Here is a 14,383-nt window from a genome sequence, read left to right as displayed (position 1 = left end):
CGATCTGGAGACCGATGTCTTTCCGCACGACCTCCCCCAGCCTCGATTACGTCGAGGACGTCTCGCCGGGTTCCGGGGCGCTGCCGCCCCGGGCCTGGTACGCCTCCTCGGACGCCAGGTCGCTGTCGCTGAACGGCAGTTGGCGTTTCAGACTGTCGGCGAGGGCCGACGCGCAGGACGACTCCTTCGCCGAGGAGGGCTACGACGCCGGGGCGTGGGCCGAGGTGACGGTCCCCGGCCACTGGGTGCTGCAGGGGCACGGCTCCCCCGTCTACACCAACCACCTCTACCCCTTCCCGGTCGACCCGCCCCGCGTCCCGACCGACAACCCCACCGGCGACCACCTGCGCGTCTTCGACCTGCCGGCGGACTGGCCCGACCTCGCCGAGGGCGGCGCCGTGCTGCGGTTCGACGGGGTCGAGTCCTGCGCCCGGGTCTGGCTGAACGGCACGGACATCGGCGAGTTCAAGGGCTCCCGGCTGCCGCACGAGTTCGCGGTCGGCCAGCTGCTGAAACCGGCCGGGAACGTGCTCGCGGTGCGCGTGCACCAGTGGTCGGCGGGCTCCTACCTGGAGGACCAGGACCAGTGGTGGCTGCCCGGCATCTTCCGTGACGTGACGCTGCTGCACCGCCCGGCGGGCAGCGCCCTCGACTTCTTCGTGCACGCCTCCTACGACCACGTCACGGGCGAGGGCACCCTGCGGGTCGACTCCGACGTCGACGGGCGGGTGACCGTGCCCGCCCTGGACATCGATGTCGCCACGGGGGAAACGGTCACGGTACCGGTCCGGCCGTGGTCGGCAGAGGTGCCGACGCTCTACGACGGTGTCCTCGCCACCGAGGGCGAGCGCATCCCCCTGCGCATCGGTTTCCGTACCGTCGTCCTGGACGACGGCCTGATCAAGGTCAACGGAAAGCCGCTGCTCTTCAAGGGCGTCAACCGTCACGAGTGGCACCCGGAGCGGGGCCGCGCCCTGGACCCGGCGACCATGCGCGAGGACGTGCTGCTGATGAAGCGGCACAACATCAACGCCGTGCGCACCTCGCACTACCCGCCGCACCCGGCCTTCCTCGACCTCTGCGACGAGCTGGGCCTGTGGGTGATCGACGAGTGCGACCTGGAGACGCACGGTTTCGTCGAGCAGGCGTGGCGTGACAACCCCGTGGACGACGACCGCTGGACCCCGGCGCTGCTCGACCGCGCGGCCCGCATGGTCGAGCGCGACAAGAACCACCCCTCCGTCGTCGTCTGGTCCCTGGGCAACGAGGCCGGCACCGGGCGCGGTCTGACCGCGATGGCCGAGTGGATCCACGACCGGGACCCCTCCCGGCTCGTGCACTACGAAGGCGACATCGACTGCCGTGACACGGACATGTACTCGCGCATGTACGCCTTCCACGCCGAGGTCGAGAGCATCGGCCGGAAGCTGGACGGCGGCACCCACAAGCGGCGTCAACTGCCCTTCATCCTGTGCGAGTACGGGCACGCCATGGGCAACGGCCCCGGCGGGATCGCCGACTACCAGCGGCTGTTCGAGGCGTACGACCGGCTCCAGGGCGGCTTCATCTGGGAGTGGATCGACCACGGCATCAAGGACGACCGCTACGGCTTCGCGTACGGCGGCGACTTCGGCGAGGAGCTGCACGACGGCAACTTCGTCTGCGACGGCCTGCTGTTCCCCGACCGCCGGCCCTCCCCCGGTCTGCTCGAGTACAAGAAGGTCATCGAGCCGGTCCGCATCGACGGCGACGGCTCCGACGGCACCGTCCGGGTGACGAACCGGTACGACTTCGCCGACCTGTCGGCGCTCACGTTCGCCTGGTCGTACCAGGTGGAGGGCGAGACGGTGGAGGCGGGCACGCTGTCGGTGCCGCCGCTGGCGCCCGGCGAGTCGGCCGAGGTGAAGCTGCCGGAGCCGCCCGCCGACATCGAGGGCGCCGAGACGCAGTGGACCGTACGGGCGCTGCTGGCGGCCGACACCGCCTGGGCGCCGAAGGGCCACGAGGTGGCGTGGGGACAGTTCCCGGTGGCCGCGGGCCCCTCGCCCTCCGTCGCCGCGACCGCCGCGCCCGTGCCCGGCGAGTGGGTGATCACCCTCGGTCCGGCCTTCTTCGACGCCCGCACCGGCGCGCTGCGGGCGATCGGCGGCGTCGGCGTGGCCGGGCTGCGCCTGGACGTGTGGCGGGCGCCCACCGACAACGACGACGGCGCGGAGTGGCAGACGGACACCCGGTTCGGCCTGCTGTGGCGCAAGTTCGGCCTGCACCGCATGCAACACCGCCTGGACGCGGTGGAGTTCAGCGAGGACGCGCTCACGGTGCGCACCCGGGTGGCGCCCGCCGCCTGGGAGTTCGGCCTGGCCACCGTGTACCGCTGGACGTCCGACGGCACCCGGCTGAAGCTGACGGTGGCCGTGACGCCCGAGGGCGAGTGGAGCGTGCCGCTGCCGCGGCTCGGCGTCCGGTTCGGTCTCGCGCAGGCAGACGTCGTGAAGTGGTTCGGGGGCGGCCCCGGCGAGGCATACCCGGACACGAAGGCGGCCTCGCGGATCGGGCGTTGGGAGTCCACCGTCGACGCGCTGCAGACCCCGTACGTGCGCCCGCAGGAGAACGGCGCGCGCGCCGACGTCCGTTGGGCGCAGCTCGGCGGGCTGCGGATCGAGGGCGATCCGGCGTTCTCCCTCAGCGCCCGGCGCTGGACGACCGAGCAGCTGGAGGCGGCGGCGCATCTGACCGACCTCACGCCGGGCGACACCGTGTGGGTCAACCTCGACCACGGCCAGCACGGCATCGGCTCGCAGTCCTGCGGCCCGGGCCCGCTGCCGCAGTACTTCCTGCGGGCGGCGCCCGCGGAGTTCTCCTTCGTCTTCTCGGAGATCAGTTGACTGAAACGGTCCTGAGGACTTCCGCGGCCGGACGGCTCTTCACCCGTCCGGCCGCGGTCGCGTCCTGCGTGGGATTCATCCTCATCGGCACGCTGCAGGCGCTGTACGGGCCCGCCGTGCCCGGTCTGCGCGAGGAGTTCGGCCTGTCCCCGGCGGGCGCCGGCCTCGGCCTGAGCCTGCACTTCACGGGTGGCGTCGCGGGCGTCCTCGCCTTCAACGCGATCCACTCCCGCATCAGCAACAGAAGGCTGCTGGCTTCGAGTTACGGCCTGATGGCGCTCGGCGGCGCGGGCTTCGCGCTGGCCCCGAACTGGCCCCTCGCGCTGGCGGCCGCCTTCCTCGGCGGGCTCGGCTTCGGCGGCATCGACTACGGCCTCAACCAGCTGTTCGCGGCGGGTTTCGGTAACCGCTCCACGGCGATGCTCAACGTCCTCAACGCGCACTTCGGCATCGGCGCCGTGCTGGGCCCGGCACTGGTGGCCTGGCTGGGCCCGGACCGCTACCCGTACGCCTTCGGGGCGTGCGCAGCGCTCGCGGCCGTACTGAGCCTGTGCACGAAGGGCGTACGGACGACCCGGACGGACGCTTCGGCGGAGCCGCCCTCGTCCGCCTCCCTCGGAGTCTCCCGCGTCCTCGTCGGCTTCCTCGTCCTCTACATCCTCAACGTCGCCGTCGAGGCGGGCGTCGGCGGCTGGGAACCCACCCACCTGGAGACCGTCGGCTACGGCGCGACCGCGGCCGCCTCGGCGACCTCCCTGTACTGGCTGATGATGACGGCGGGCCGCTTCCTCGTCGTACCGATCACCCTGAGGCACTCCCCCGAGCGCATCCTGACGATCTGCGCCGCCGGGATGACGGTGTGCCTCCTGCTGACGCTGGTGAAAGGAGTGGCACCCGTGGCGTACGCGGGTGTCGGACTGTTCATCGCGCCGGTGTTCCCGACCGGACTGCCCTGGCTGAACAGGGCGCTTCCCCAGGCGAGGCGCGCCGGTGCCTGGGTCATCGCCGCGTCGATGATCGGTGGCGTGGCGGCGCCGCCCCTGCTGGGCGTGGGCATCGAGGCGTCGGGCATCCACGCGGTTCCCTGGCTGCTCACCGCGCTGTCCGCCGCCTCGCTCGCGGCCACCGTAGGGCTGATCCCCCTCACCCGGAGGTCGCCGAGTGACCGGCGGCATTGAGATCCGCCGCGCCACGGCACTTGGCGATACAGGCCGGGTGGGCGGTGCCGCTGTTCCCGCCCACCCGGTTCCTGTGCCGGCGCACCCCGCTACAAGGAGGCTGATGCCTGTGCATGCCGTCCGGACCGCGTGGCGCATCACGCGCCTCGACATCTCGCCGCTGCTCGGGGTGCCGGCCCATCCGGGCGCCCGGCTCCTGCGGCGCTGGAGCCTGAACCACTACACGGGGGTGAACGGATGACGGCCACGACCACCAAGGGATCGTCGTCCGACTTACGCACGCGCCTGGCCGTGGGCCTGGTGTTCGTCATCCTCGGCGGCACGCAGGGCGGTTGGATGGCCCGTATCCCGGCGATCCGGGACCAGGTCGGCGTGGACACCGCCCGCTGGGGCCTGTTGAGCAGTTCGTCGGCGGCCGGCGACCTCGTCGCCATCGTCCTGGTCACCGTCCTGATCGGCCGGGTGAGCACGCGGCCCCTGGCACTCGCGGGCGCCGCGGTCGTCCTGCTCAACGCGCCGGTGCTGGCGTACGCGTCGACCGTTCCGGCTCTGGTCCTGGGGCTGACGGCGTGGGGCGTGGGCGCGACCTTCCTGGCCACGCCGGTCAACGCGCTGGCCGTCGCGGTGGAACGCGCCCACGGCGGCCCGCTGATGTCGGGCTTCCACGCCTGCTACAGCTGCGGGGTCCTGGCCGGAGGCGCACTCGGCACGCTGGCCGCGGCGACGGGCATGACCCCCGGCACGCAAATGGCGCTGAGCAGCGCCCTGTTGGGGACCCTTCTGGCCGTCCTCGGCGCACGCCTGCCCCGCGAGGCACCCGCTCGCCGGGAGCAACGCCGCCCGCTGAAGGACCGCTTCACTCCCCAGCTCCTCCTCCTGGCGTCCATCGCGTTCCTGGGCTCCTTCACCGAGGGAGCGGCGTCGCAGTGGAGTTCGGTGTACACGGCCGACTACCTCGACGAGGGGGCGGCGCTGGGGGCGGCGACGTACACGTCGTTCTCGGTGGCGATCCTGGCCGGGCGGCTGCTGGGCGACCGCTGTGTGTCCCGGCTGGGCCGCAGCCGCTTCCTCCGCCTCTCCCTCCTGGCCCTGGCCCTGGGCGCGGCGCTCGTCATCGTCCGCCCCGCGCTGTGGACCGCCCTCGCCGGCTTCGTCGTCGTCGGCCTGGGCATCGCCTGTGTCCTGCCCACGGCGATCGCCCTGGCCGGCCGCCAGCCCGGCGTGCCGGCCGGCGAGGGCGTCTCCGTCATCACCATCGGCCAGTGGCCGGGTTTCCTCCTCGCGGGCCCGGCGGTCGGCCTGCTCGCCGGCACGACGAGCCTGCGGACGGCGCTGGCGGCGCTGATCCTGGCGGGGGTGGGAGCGGCGGTGCTGGGGCGGTGGGTGGCGGTGCCTGAAGGGAGTGAAGGCTGGTGACGGCTGTCGGTTTCTGACGCGCCGTCATCCTCCCTTCCCGTCACGCTGATCGGATCGGCGTGAGCAGGGCGACGGCCGCGATCGCCACGCAGGCGGATCCGGCGGCGAGCGCGATCGGTGCGGTGCCGTTGCGTTCCGCCGCCCAGGTGAGGACGGCCGCGCCGATCGGAGCCGCGGAGTAGTGCAGGGTCCAGAAGGCCGAGGTGACGCGGCCCAGCAGGGGTTCCGGCGTCACCTCCTGGCGCAGGGACATCGAGCAGGTGCCGGCGATGGAGCCGCAGGCCAGGAAAACGGCGCTCAGGGCGGCCACTTCGGGAACACCGCGCGCCCAGCCGAGCCCCGCGAACGCCAGCCCGCACAGCGCGACGGCACCGGTCCAGGCCCGTCCGAAGCCGAGCCGGCGGCGAATCCGCGCGACGAGCAGGGCGCCGGTGATCGTACCGAGCGCGCCGAGCCCCATGACCGTGCCCACGGTGCGGTCGTCGTGCCCGAGGTCGTGCTTGACGTGGTAGATGACCAGGTCGTTCAGGCCGAAGGTGAGGAAACTGAAGACGAAGAGGAGGGCGGTGAGGGTACGCAGCACCCGATGCCCGCCGAGGAAGGAGATCCCGGCCCGCAGGTCCCGCCACAGCCCGGAACGCCCGGGCGAGGACCCGTCCGCATCGGCCGGACGGGCACGGAAGCGCACGAGCAGCAGACACGACGCCGAGACACCGAAGCTGACCGCGTCCACGCCCACCGCGGCGGCCGGCCCCGCCCACCCGGCGACCACGCCCGCCCACAACGGCCCCAGCACCCCGGCCGCAGCGGCCGTCGCGTTCAACCGCCCGTTGGCCTCGGTCAGTTGCCCGGTGCCGACCAGGCTGCGCACGACGGTCACATAGCCGACGGAGAAGAGCACACCGACGGCCTCGCACAGCGGCAGCACCACGTACAGCAGCCAGATCTGCGGGCCGAACAGCCACGCCAGCGGAATCGCCCCGTACAACACCATCCGCACGAGGTCGCAGCCGATCAGCAGCCTGCGCCGATCGGCACGGTCCACCACCACTCCGGCGAACACCCCCGCGACGACCGCCGCGGCCCCGCCCACGGCCGTCAGCAGCCCCATCCGCGCGACGGACCCCGTGGCCTGGAGCACCAGCAGGGGCAGGGCGATCAGCGCGAAGGAGTCGCCGAGCACGGAAAGCGTCTGCGCGCCCCAGAACACCCCGAAGTCCCGCTGCCGCCACAGCGGCCGCCCGCCGCCGGCCGCGGCGTCACGCGCACGACCACCGCACCTGTCCGTCTCAGACGACACCCACGCTCCTCCCGAACCCCCGGTCACCCTACGGTTGCCGGCGGACAATTCTCACGCCCGTTTCCGTGCGGGGGTGCAGGATGGTCCCCATGTACACACCGTTCGATCACCCCACCCCGCGCCGGGTCCAGCCCGGCGAACACCCCGCGTGGGAGGAGGCGCTGGCCCTGGTCAACCGGGACGTGGCCGCGACGCTTCCGGACCACGGGCCGTTGCGTCTGCTGGCGTTGCCCGGCTGGGAGGAGGAGGACGAGGTGGAGCACGTCTACGTCGCTCTTCCCAACGGCCACTGGTGGGGCAACAACGTGTGGGGGTCCGGGGCTGCGGACACCGCGCTCGCCGCCGTGGCCGAGGCGGCGCAGGACACGCTCACCGAGTGCCTGTGGCGCGCCTGGCCGGTGTGCGAGGAACACGGTCTCGGCATGCATCTGGACCACCGCGACGACACCGTGGTGTGGGTCTGCGCCGGCAGCGGAACCGGCGGGGACCCGGGACACGTGCGCGCGGCGGTCGGCGCACTCGACACCGTGCACGGGACGCACCGGGCGCGCCGCGAGCGGCGGAGCTGAGCCGGGGCGCGTGCCTCCCGCACGGGCCTGCGTGCACGCCGGGGCCGGTATATTTCCTAAGCCCCCTAGGTTTCCGTTCTCGGAGGTTCGCCCATGCCTCGCGCAGGCCTCACCCCCGACCGCATCGTCGCGGCCGCCGCCGACCTCGCCGACGAGGTCGGTTTCGAGAACGTCTCCCTGTCCGCGCTGGCCCGGCGCTTCGGGGTGAAGGACGCGAGTCTGTACTCGCACGTCCGCAACATCCAGGACCTGCGGACGCGGCTGGCGCTGTACGCCGGCGCCGAGATGATCGACCGTATCGCCGCGGCCGTGGCCGGACGGGCGGGCAAGGACGCGCTCGTCGCGTTCGCCGGCGCCTACCGCGCGTACGCCCTGGAACGGCCCGGGCGGTACGCCGCCACGCAGATCCGCGTCGACCAGGCCCTGGTCGCCGACTCCCCCGTCTTCGCCCGCACCGCCGAGATCACCTACGCCATGCTGCGCGCCTACGGCCTCGCGGAACCCGACCTCACCGACGCCGTACGCCTGCTGCGCGCGGCCTTCCACGGTTACTGCGCCCTGGAGTCCAACGGCGGGTTCGGCGCCCCGCGTGACGTGCGCGAGTCGTGGGACAAGGCCGTCGACGCGCTGCACGTGCTGCTGCAGAACTGGCCCCGGGAGGTCAGCGCCGGCTGATCGGCTCCGCGGGCACCGGGCGTCCCAGGGCCGCCACGTCCTCGTACGACGGCATGGCGCCCCGCGGTGTCCGGCCCGCCCGGACGTCCTCGGCCGCCTCCAGGGCCGCGCCCAGGGCGCGCCGGTAGAGCAGCGAACCGAGGCTGACGCGGCGCACGCCGAGGTCGGCGAGGTGGGAGACGGTGGGACCGGCGGGCGAGTAGAGGATGTTGAGGGGGACGTCGAGGTGCCTCACCAGGTCGGCGATCGCGGCCGGTTCGGTCAGGCCGGGCACGAACACGCCGTCCGCGCCCGCCTGTCGGTAGGCGTCCAGGCGGTCCGCCGTGCCCTCGCCGTCGCCCAACCAGTACGTGTCGGTGCGGGCGTTGACGAAGAGGCCCGGCACGGCGGCCTTCACGGCGGCGATCTTCGCGGCGTGCCGCTCCACCGGTCCGAGTCCGTCCTCCAGGTTGATGCCGACGGCGCCGGCGGCGGCCAGTTCCCGCGCCGCCTCCGCCACCTCGTCGGGATCGTCGCTGAATCCGCCTTCCGCGTCGACCGACAGCAGCAACGGCTGGGCGGCCGGTGCCTGCCCGCCCGACCGCCGTACGCCGCCCAGGACCCGGGCGAGCCGCAGGGTCTCCTCGCGGGTCGCCGCGGCGCCGTCGGGCAGGCCGGCGGCCGCCGCGACACCCAGGCTCGTCGTGGCGACGGCCCGGAACCCGCGCGCGGCCAGCGCCGACGCCGAGGCGTGGTCCCAGGCGTTGGGCAGCAGCAGGGGCTCGCCCTCGCGGTGAAGGCCGGCGAAGACACTCACGAAAGCGCTCCGAGCGCGTCGGCGTAGTACGTGGATCCCTTGAGGTGCAGGGCGAGTTCACGGAAGCTCCAGCCCTCGCCGGGGGAGGCGTCGAGCTGTTCGTCGGTGAGCGCGTCGAGGCGGTTGGCCCAGATGCGCGCGAGGCGGGTGAGCCGGCTGCGGGCCTCCTCGAGGTCCGCCCCGGTGAACGGCGCGAGATCGGCCTCGCTGGTCAGGGCCGACGCGTGCCACTGGTCCGGCTGGGGCTCCTCGCCCGCGAGACGGGCCTCCAGCTCCGCCAGGTGGTCCACCAGGTGGTCGGCGACGCGTCGGATCGCCTTGTGCGGGGTGTGGACGCGGTCGTCGACGTGCGCCGGTTTCCCGTCCCAGGCGGTCCAGGTGGCGGCCAGGGCGAGGACGTGGTCGACCATGCCGGTGACGGCTTGGGCGGGGGTTTCCTGCGGGCGTTCGGTCATGCGTCCACGCTAGACACGGATCGTTTCGGCGCCGGCCGAAGTGTCCGTACGCCGGCCGCGGGGTTGCCACGGCGGTTCCGCAACGGCGTGTCCGCGTACGTCCCGGTCACGCTCACGTATGCGACGGGGCTCACGGATGCGTCACCGGCGTCGACGCCCCTGCGGATCACCCGCCTCACGCCCTGAGGCGGCCCTTCCGGCGGCGATCGAGCCGGTGTTCGTCCTTCCCGGCTCGATCGCCGCGCCACGTCTGGCTTCGCTCACCTCGTCGCCGGGCCACGCCTATGCCTCGCTGGCCTGAGCGCTCGGCCCCGCCTCCGGCCCGCGCACCTCGACCGCGCCGTCCGCGATCCGCACCCGCACCTCGGGTCCCTCGGTGAAACGGGCGGTCAACTCCCCCTCCCCGCCCAGCGCCACGTCCGCCGACTCAGCGAGCGGCGCCGGATCCGTTTCGGCGGTGAGCCGCGCCAGGGCGACGAACAGGCTCTCCCCGTCGCCCGTCCGACCGGCGAGTTCGTCGTCCAGACCGCTCACGGGAACGAGTTCGGCGCGCACGCCGTCCCCGGCCGTCCAGCCCGACACCCGCACCGGCGTCCCGGGCGCGGCCCCCGACACCAGATGCGCCCGCACCTCCACCGCCCCGTGCGCCAACACCACGCTCGTCACGCGTGCGCCGCCGGCCGCCGTGTGCCGGGAGGCCACCCAGCCGTCGCCCACCCCGAGGGGCTCGATGCCGGTGCGGCCGGGGTCTCCGCCGACGAACACGCTGTTGTCGTACGACGAAGAGGGCCGCGTCACCGTCGAGTAGGCGAGCCGCGTGTAGTACGGGTCGTAGCGGACGTCCTCGCTGCCGTGGTTGTGCAGGCGCACCAGGCCGTCGCAACGGGTGGACTGAAGCAGCCAGTTGGGGGCGGCGACCGGCGTCAGGGCGTCCGCGCGCTCCGCCGGGCCCGGCTCCTCGGCGGCCGTCCACACCGGGTGGCCGGGCGGGAGCAGCAGGCCGAGGAAGCCCTTGCTCGCCCAGTAAGGGGACGCGGGCCCCGAATAGCCCTGCAGGACCGTGGAGTCGGGGCCGTGCCAGCCGAGGGTGAGCAGGCCGTGCTCGTCCACCGCGCCCCGGTCGAGGAAGTACTTCAGCGCGCCGGACGCCAGCCGCCTGGTCTCCCCGGGCGGGAGCGGCGTACGGCCGCACAGGGCGCCCAGCCACAGCGGGGCCGTGGTGGCGAAGCGGTAGGTGAGCGACCGGCCCTGGTGCACGGGGGCGCCGTCGCCGCCGAACAGGCGGGCGTAGTCGGCGAGATGGCGTTCGAGTCGGGTGCCGTAGAGGTCGAGCAGCCGCGTGTCGTGCGCGAGCCAGGCGTGCAGCACGGGGTAGAGGTGCATCGCCCAGCCGTTGTAGTAGTCGAACTTGCGGCCGTCGCCGTCGGTGTACCAGCCGTCGGCGACGTACCATCGCTCGATGCGCTCCAGGCCGCGGTCGACCGCCTTGCGGGCGACGTCGCGCTCGTAACCGATGTCGTCGAGGAATCCGCCCACCGTCACCGGGAACAACTCCCAGTTGCAGGGCCAGGGTTCCGCGGTGAGCGCGTCGCCGAGCCAGGCCGCCGCCCGGTGCCGGACGTCGTCGTCGAGCCGGTCCCACAGCAGGGGACGCGTCAGACGCAGCGCCAGGGCGATCGACGCGGCCTCGACGAGGGGCTGGCCGCGGTCCTCGATACGGGGCCAGACGCCGGCGACGCCGGCCGCGAGTCCGTCGGCGTAGCGGCCGAGGACGGTCTCGTCCTGGCGGAAGGCCGCCAGGAGCAGTGTGCGGGCGTAGCCCTCCAGGCCGTCCGAGAGGCGACCGGACCAGCTCGTCCGGTCGCCGGGAAAGTGGTAGAGAGCGCCTTCGTCGGTGGCGTACGGCTCCACCGCGGCGAGCAGGGAATCGGCGGCCGCCTCCCAGTGGGCGCGCGTGTAGCCGGTGCGCGGGCTGCGGGCGCGGTCTTCGGGGGGCAGGTGCATCGGCTCTCTCACGTGCGTCGGCTCTCTTGCGTGCGTCGGCTCTTTCACGGTTCTCGTGAAGGCGGGTCGGGGGGCGGGCTCGTGTGTCCCCGCGACGCCGGGCCGCGGATGGCTCGGCGTCGCGGTGCGGTCGTACGGCACAGGCCTGGGGCGCCCCGGTTCCGGTCGGGACGCCCCAGGGTTCTATCCCACCCGCACCAGGCCCTCGGGCACCAGATGCCGCGCGACGAGTTCGTCACGCACCAGGCCCGCGTACACCGTTGCGCCGTGTACGGAGGTGTGGGTGTTGTCCTTCTTCTCGTTGTAGAGATAGATCGCCTTGGAGCCCTCGACGCCCAAGGACTCCACCAACGCCTTCGTCTTGGCCGTGAGGTCGATCAACGGTACGCCCTCCGCGGCCGCGACGGAGCGGATGACGGCAGGATGGTCCACGCCGAGGCCGTTGACCAGAAGCGCGGTGTTGTTGTTCAGGGTGCCGTCGGAGTTGAACCAGCGCCGCACGATGGGGGTCACCAGCACCGGTTCACCGCCCTTCTCCCGCACTCCTGCCACCAGTGTCTCCAGGTTGGCGCGGTATGTCGCCTCGTCGGTCGTCTTGTCGTTGTGCGCCAGCTGCACGAGGACCAGGTCGCCGGGGCGGATCAGCGGCTGGACGGTTCCCCACAGCTGAGGGTTCCCCAGGTACGTGACCGTACTCTCCCCGGAATCGGCGTAGTTGGCGACGGACAGGCCCTTGCGGAGGTACTGGGGCAGTTGCTGGCCCCAGCCGGAGTAGGGGTCGGCGGGCTGGTCGCAGACGGTGGAGTCGCCGACCAGGATGATCTGGCGGGCCCGGTGGGCGGGGGTGACCTGGATGCCTGCGAGGGCGGGGGCGGATCCGCCGAGGGTCAGGTCGAGCCCGGGGGTGCCGTCGGCGCCGGTCGGTTCGCCTTCGGGGGTGCGTACGTCGACGGTGAAGCTGCGGGCGGTCCGCTCTCCCGCCGCGACGGAGGTCTCGGGCAGCAGGGAGCGCCGGGTCTCGCCGCTGACGGACGTGCTGGAAGCGGTTTCGCCGCCGAGCAGGACCCGCACGTCGTAGGTGCCGGGCGGGACGTCGAAGTGGCAGGCGGTGGCGGTGCAGTTCCCGATGCCGAGCGGTCGGCTTCCCTCATGGGCCTGCGCCGGTACGGCGGTCAGTGTGGCGCCCAGGGTGAGCGCCGCCAGCACGGCGAGGTTGAAACGTCTCATCACGGCTCCTCGGCTGTCGATACGGGTCGGCAAAGCCTGGCGGCAGGGACCGTACCGCCGTCCGCAAGCGCTTTCTAGCCCTTGGACCGATTTCCCGAGATTGCCAACCTCCAGCGAGTGAAAGCCCTTTCGCGAAATCGATTCAACTGCCACGCTGCCTCTCACCCGCAACCCCCACGTTCCGAAGGAGGCACCCCCATGTCCGACACCGCGAACAGACCGGTCGGCCGCCGCACCTTCGTCCTCGGCGGCGCCGCCGTGGCGTCCGCCGCCGCCCTCGCCGGACCGCTCGCCCCGACCGCGTCCGCCGCGGGCTTCGGCTACAGCGACGACGGCTCGAACTACGTCGTCGACACCGGCGCCAGCCTGGTCTTCAAGGTCAGCAAGACCAACGGCGACCTGACCTCACTGGTCTACAAGGGCACCGAGTACCAGGGCTACGGCGGCAAGAACTCGCACGTCGAGTCGGGCCTCGGCACCTCCACCGTGACCGTCAGGCAGTCCGGCCCGACGATCCTGATCTCCGTCGCCTACGGCACGCTCAAGCACTACTACGCGGCCCGCAGCGGCGAGAACAACATCTATCTGTGGACCAACAAGGCCGACAGTTCGGTCACCGCGACCCGTTACATCGTGCGCGTCAAGGCGGGCATGTTCCTCAACGACGAGCCCGACTCCTACACCTACGCGCCCACCACCATCGAGGCCTCCGACGTCTTCGAGAAGTCCGACGGCCAGACCCGCTCGAAGCACTACTCGAAACTCCGCGTCATCGACTACGACTACATCGGCTGGAGCACCGGCAGCGTGGGCCTGTGGGTCGTCCGCTCCAACCACGAGAAGGCGTCCGGCGGCCCCTTCTACCGCTCCCTGCTGCGCCACCAGAGCGCCGACGGCGGCGGCCTGTACGAGATCCTCTACTACGGCGAGAACCAGACGGAGTCCGAGCGCTACGGCCTCCAGGGCCCCTACGTCATCGCCTTCACGGACGGCGGCGCCCCCTCCTCGTCGCTCTACCACGCCAACGTCGACACCTCCTGGGCCGACGGGCTCGGCATCTCCGGGTACGTCGCGGCGAGCGGCCGCGGCCGGGTCGCCGGGGTGGGCATCAGCGGCCGGAACACCGCGTACCCCTACACGGTCGGCCTCGCCAACCCGGCCGCCCAGTACTGGGGTCCGGCCCGCTCCTCGGACGGCTACTTCTCCATCCCCGGTGTCCTTCCGGGGACGTACACCCTCACCGTCTTCAAGGGTGAACTCGCCGTCTATACCGGCTCGGTGACGGTCACCGCGGGTGCCACGACCACCCTCAACACGATCGCGGTCCCCTCCTCCAACGACCCGGGCAACGCGAGCGCGATCTGGCGCATCGGCGACTGGAACGGCACGCCGAGCGGTTTCAAGAACGCCGACCTGATGACGTACGCCCACCCCTCGGACGTACGGGCCGCGTCCTGGACCGGCAACGTGGTCATCGGCAGCGGCACCGAGACCTCCGCCTTCCCCTGCTATCTCTGGAAGGACGTCAACAGCGGCATCGTCGTCTACTTCAGGCTGACGGCCGCGCAGGCCGCCGCCGCGCACACCCTGCGCATCGGCGTGACGACGGCCTACGCCAACGGCCGGCCGCAGGTCGTCGTCAACGACACCTGGACGTCCGCCATCCCCTCCCCGCCCTCCCAGCCGAGCACCCGGTCGCTGACCGTCGGCTCCTACCGGGGCAACAACCACACCTTCGGCTACAGCATCCCGGCGTCCGCCTGGCAGACGGACACCAGCGCGTACAACACGCTGAAGATCTACGTGGTCAGCGGTTCGGGGACGACCTCGTATCTCAGCGCGGGCACGTCCATCGACGCGATCGACCTGCTGGCCTGA

At 72.4% G+C, this 14,383-nt stretch carries 12 protein-coding genes; 7 read left to right on the top strand and 5 right to left on the bottom strand.

Annotated features, from left to right (window positions below; genetic code table 11):
• Window positions 1–14: 14 nt before the first annotated feature.
• The 4 genes from ACYF6T_RS13690 to ACYF6T_RS13675 all read left to right on the top strand — a co-directional run bounded on the left by ACYF6T_RS13690 (window position 15) and on the right by ACYF6T_RS13675 (window position 5,479).
• On the top strand, window positions 15–2,885 hold the full coding sequence (locus ACYF6T_RS13690; RefSeq protein ID WP_461696275.1) for a glycoside hydrolase family 2 TIM barrel-domain containing protein: 2,871 nt from the start codon (window positions 15–17) through the stop codon (window positions 2,883–2,885).
• On the top strand, window positions 2,882–4,063 hold the full coding sequence (locus tag ACYF6T_RS13685) for an MFS transporter (RefSeq protein WP_461696274.1): 1,182 nt from the start codon (window positions 2,882–2,884) through the stop codon (window positions 4,061–4,063). Before ACYF6T_RS13690 ends, ACYF6T_RS13685 begins: the two co-directional genes overlap by 4 nt.
• 103 nt (window positions 4,064–4,166) lie before the next feature.
• Complete coding sequence (locus ACYF6T_RS13680) at window positions 4,167–4,304, top strand: hypothetical protein (protein WP_461696273.1); 138 nt, start codon at window positions 4,167–4,169, stop codon at window positions 4,302–4,304.
• Complete coding sequence (locus ACYF6T_RS13675; RefSeq protein ID WP_461696272.1) at window positions 4,301–5,479, top strand: MFS transporter; 1,179 nt, start codon at window positions 4,301–4,303, stop codon at window positions 5,477–5,479. Before ACYF6T_RS13680 ends, ACYF6T_RS13675 begins: the two co-directional genes overlap by 4 nt.
• Window positions 5,480–5,519: 40 nt before the next feature.
• Here ACYF6T_RS13675 and ACYF6T_RS13670 read toward each other — a convergent pair whose 3' ends face one another.
• Window positions 5,520–6,779: an MFS transporter gene (locus ACYF6T_RS13670; RefSeq protein ID WP_461696271.1), complete on the bottom strand. Its 1,260-nt coding sequence runs from the start codon at window positions 6,777–6,779 to the stop codon at window positions 5,520–5,522.
• A gap of 89 nt (window positions 6,780–6,868) precedes the next feature.
• Between ACYF6T_RS13670 and ACYF6T_RS13665 the strand changes: the two genes are divergently transcribed.
• Window positions 6,869–7,348 (top strand): hypothetical protein, encoded by a 480-nt coding sequence (locus ACYF6T_RS13665; RefSeq protein WP_461696270.1) that lies wholly within the window; start codon window positions 6,869–6,871, stop codon window positions 7,346–7,348.
• Between the two features lie 93 nt (window positions 7,349–7,441).
• Window positions 7,442–8,023, top strand: a complete 582-nt coding sequence (locus tag ACYF6T_RS13660) for a TetR/AcrR family transcriptional regulator (protein WP_461696269.1) — start codon at window positions 7,442–7,444, stop codon at window positions 8,021–8,023.
• Here the strand turns inward: ACYF6T_RS13660 and ACYF6T_RS13655 are convergent.
• From ACYF6T_RS13655 to ACYF6T_RS13640, 4 genes are all read right to left on the bottom strand, one after another.
• The gene (locus ACYF6T_RS13655) at window positions 8,010–8,819 is read right to left on the bottom strand and encodes an isocitrate lyase/PEP mutase family protein (RefSeq protein ID WP_461696268.1); all 810 of its coding nucleotides are present in this window, start codon (window positions 8,817–8,819) and stop codon (window positions 8,010–8,012) included. The two genes, ACYF6T_RS13660 and ACYF6T_RS13655, sit on opposite strands and share 14 nt — an antisense overlap.
• Window positions 8,816–9,274, bottom strand: coding sequence for a hypothetical protein (locus tag ACYF6T_RS13650; RefSeq protein ID WP_461696267.1), 459 nt, complete (start codon window positions 9,272–9,274; stop codon window positions 8,816–8,818). The genes ACYF6T_RS13655 and ACYF6T_RS13650 overlap by 4 nt, the downstream gene beginning before the upstream one ends.
• 282 nt (window positions 9,275–9,556) lie before the next feature.
• Entirely contained in the window at window positions 9,557–11,278 is a 1,722-nt protein-coding gene (locus ACYF6T_RS13645) for a DUF2264 domain-containing protein (protein ID WP_461696265.1), read from the bottom strand.
• Window positions 11,279–11,461: 183 nt separating this feature from the next.
• A complete protein-coding gene (locus ACYF6T_RS13640; protein ID WP_461696263.1) occupies window positions 11,462–12,505 on the bottom strand; it encodes a rhamnogalacturonan acetylesterase in 1,044 nt (347 codons plus the stop codon).
• Window positions 12,506–12,703: 198 nt separating this feature from the next.
• On the opposite strand from ACYF6T_RS13640, the gene ACYF6T_RS13635 reads away from it, so the two are divergent.
• Window positions 12,704–14,383, top strand: a complete 1,680-nt coding sequence (locus ACYF6T_RS13635) for a rhamnogalacturonan lyase B N-terminal domain-containing protein (RefSeq protein ID WP_461696262.1) — start codon at window positions 12,704–12,706, stop codon at window positions 14,381–14,383.

The sequence above is a fragment of the Streptomyces sp. 7R007 genome (genome assembly GCF_054850255.1).
This window is presented reverse-complemented; position numbering and strand designations above follow the sequence as displayed.

What these genes read in the sequence shown, in the direction of transcription:
- ACYF6T_RS13690 (WP_461696275.1), top strand. Translation starts at nt 15, where the DNA reads ATGTCTTTCCGCACGACCTCCCCCAGCCTCGATTACGTCGAGGACGTC.
- ACYF6T_RS13680 (WP_461696273.1), top strand. Translation starts at nt 4,167, where the DNA reads ATGCCTGTGCATGCCGTCCGGACCGCGTGGCGCATCACGCGCCTCGAC.
- ACYF6T_RS13675 (WP_461696272.1), top strand. Translation starts at nt 4,301, where the DNA reads ATGACGGCCACGACCACCAAGGGATCGTCGTCCGACTTACGCACGCGC.
- ACYF6T_RS13665 (WP_461696270.1), top strand. Translation starts at nt 6,869, where the DNA reads ATGTACACACCGTTCGATCACCCCACCCCGCGCCGGGTCCAGCCCGGC.
- ACYF6T_RS13660 (WP_461696269.1), top strand. Translation starts at nt 7,442, where the DNA reads ATGCCTCGCGCAGGCCTCACCCCCGACCGCATCGTCGCGGCCGCCGCC.
- ACYF6T_RS13650 (WP_461696267.1), bottom strand. Translation starts at nt 9,274, where the DNA reads ATGACCGAACGCCCGCAGGAAACCCCCGCCCAAGCCGTCACCGGCATG.
- ACYF6T_RS13645 (WP_461696265.1), bottom strand. Translation starts at nt 11,278, where the DNA reads ATGCACCTGCCCCCCGAAGACCGCGCCCGCAGCCCGCGCACCGGCTAC.
- ACYF6T_RS13640 (WP_461696263.1), bottom strand. Translation starts at nt 12,505, where the DNA reads ATGAGACGTTTCAACCTCGCCGTGCTGGCGGCGCTCACCCTGGGCGCC.
- ACYF6T_RS13635 (WP_461696262.1), top strand. Translation starts at nt 12,704, where the DNA reads ATGTCCGACACCGCGAACAGACCGGTCGGCCGCCGCACCTTCGTCCTC.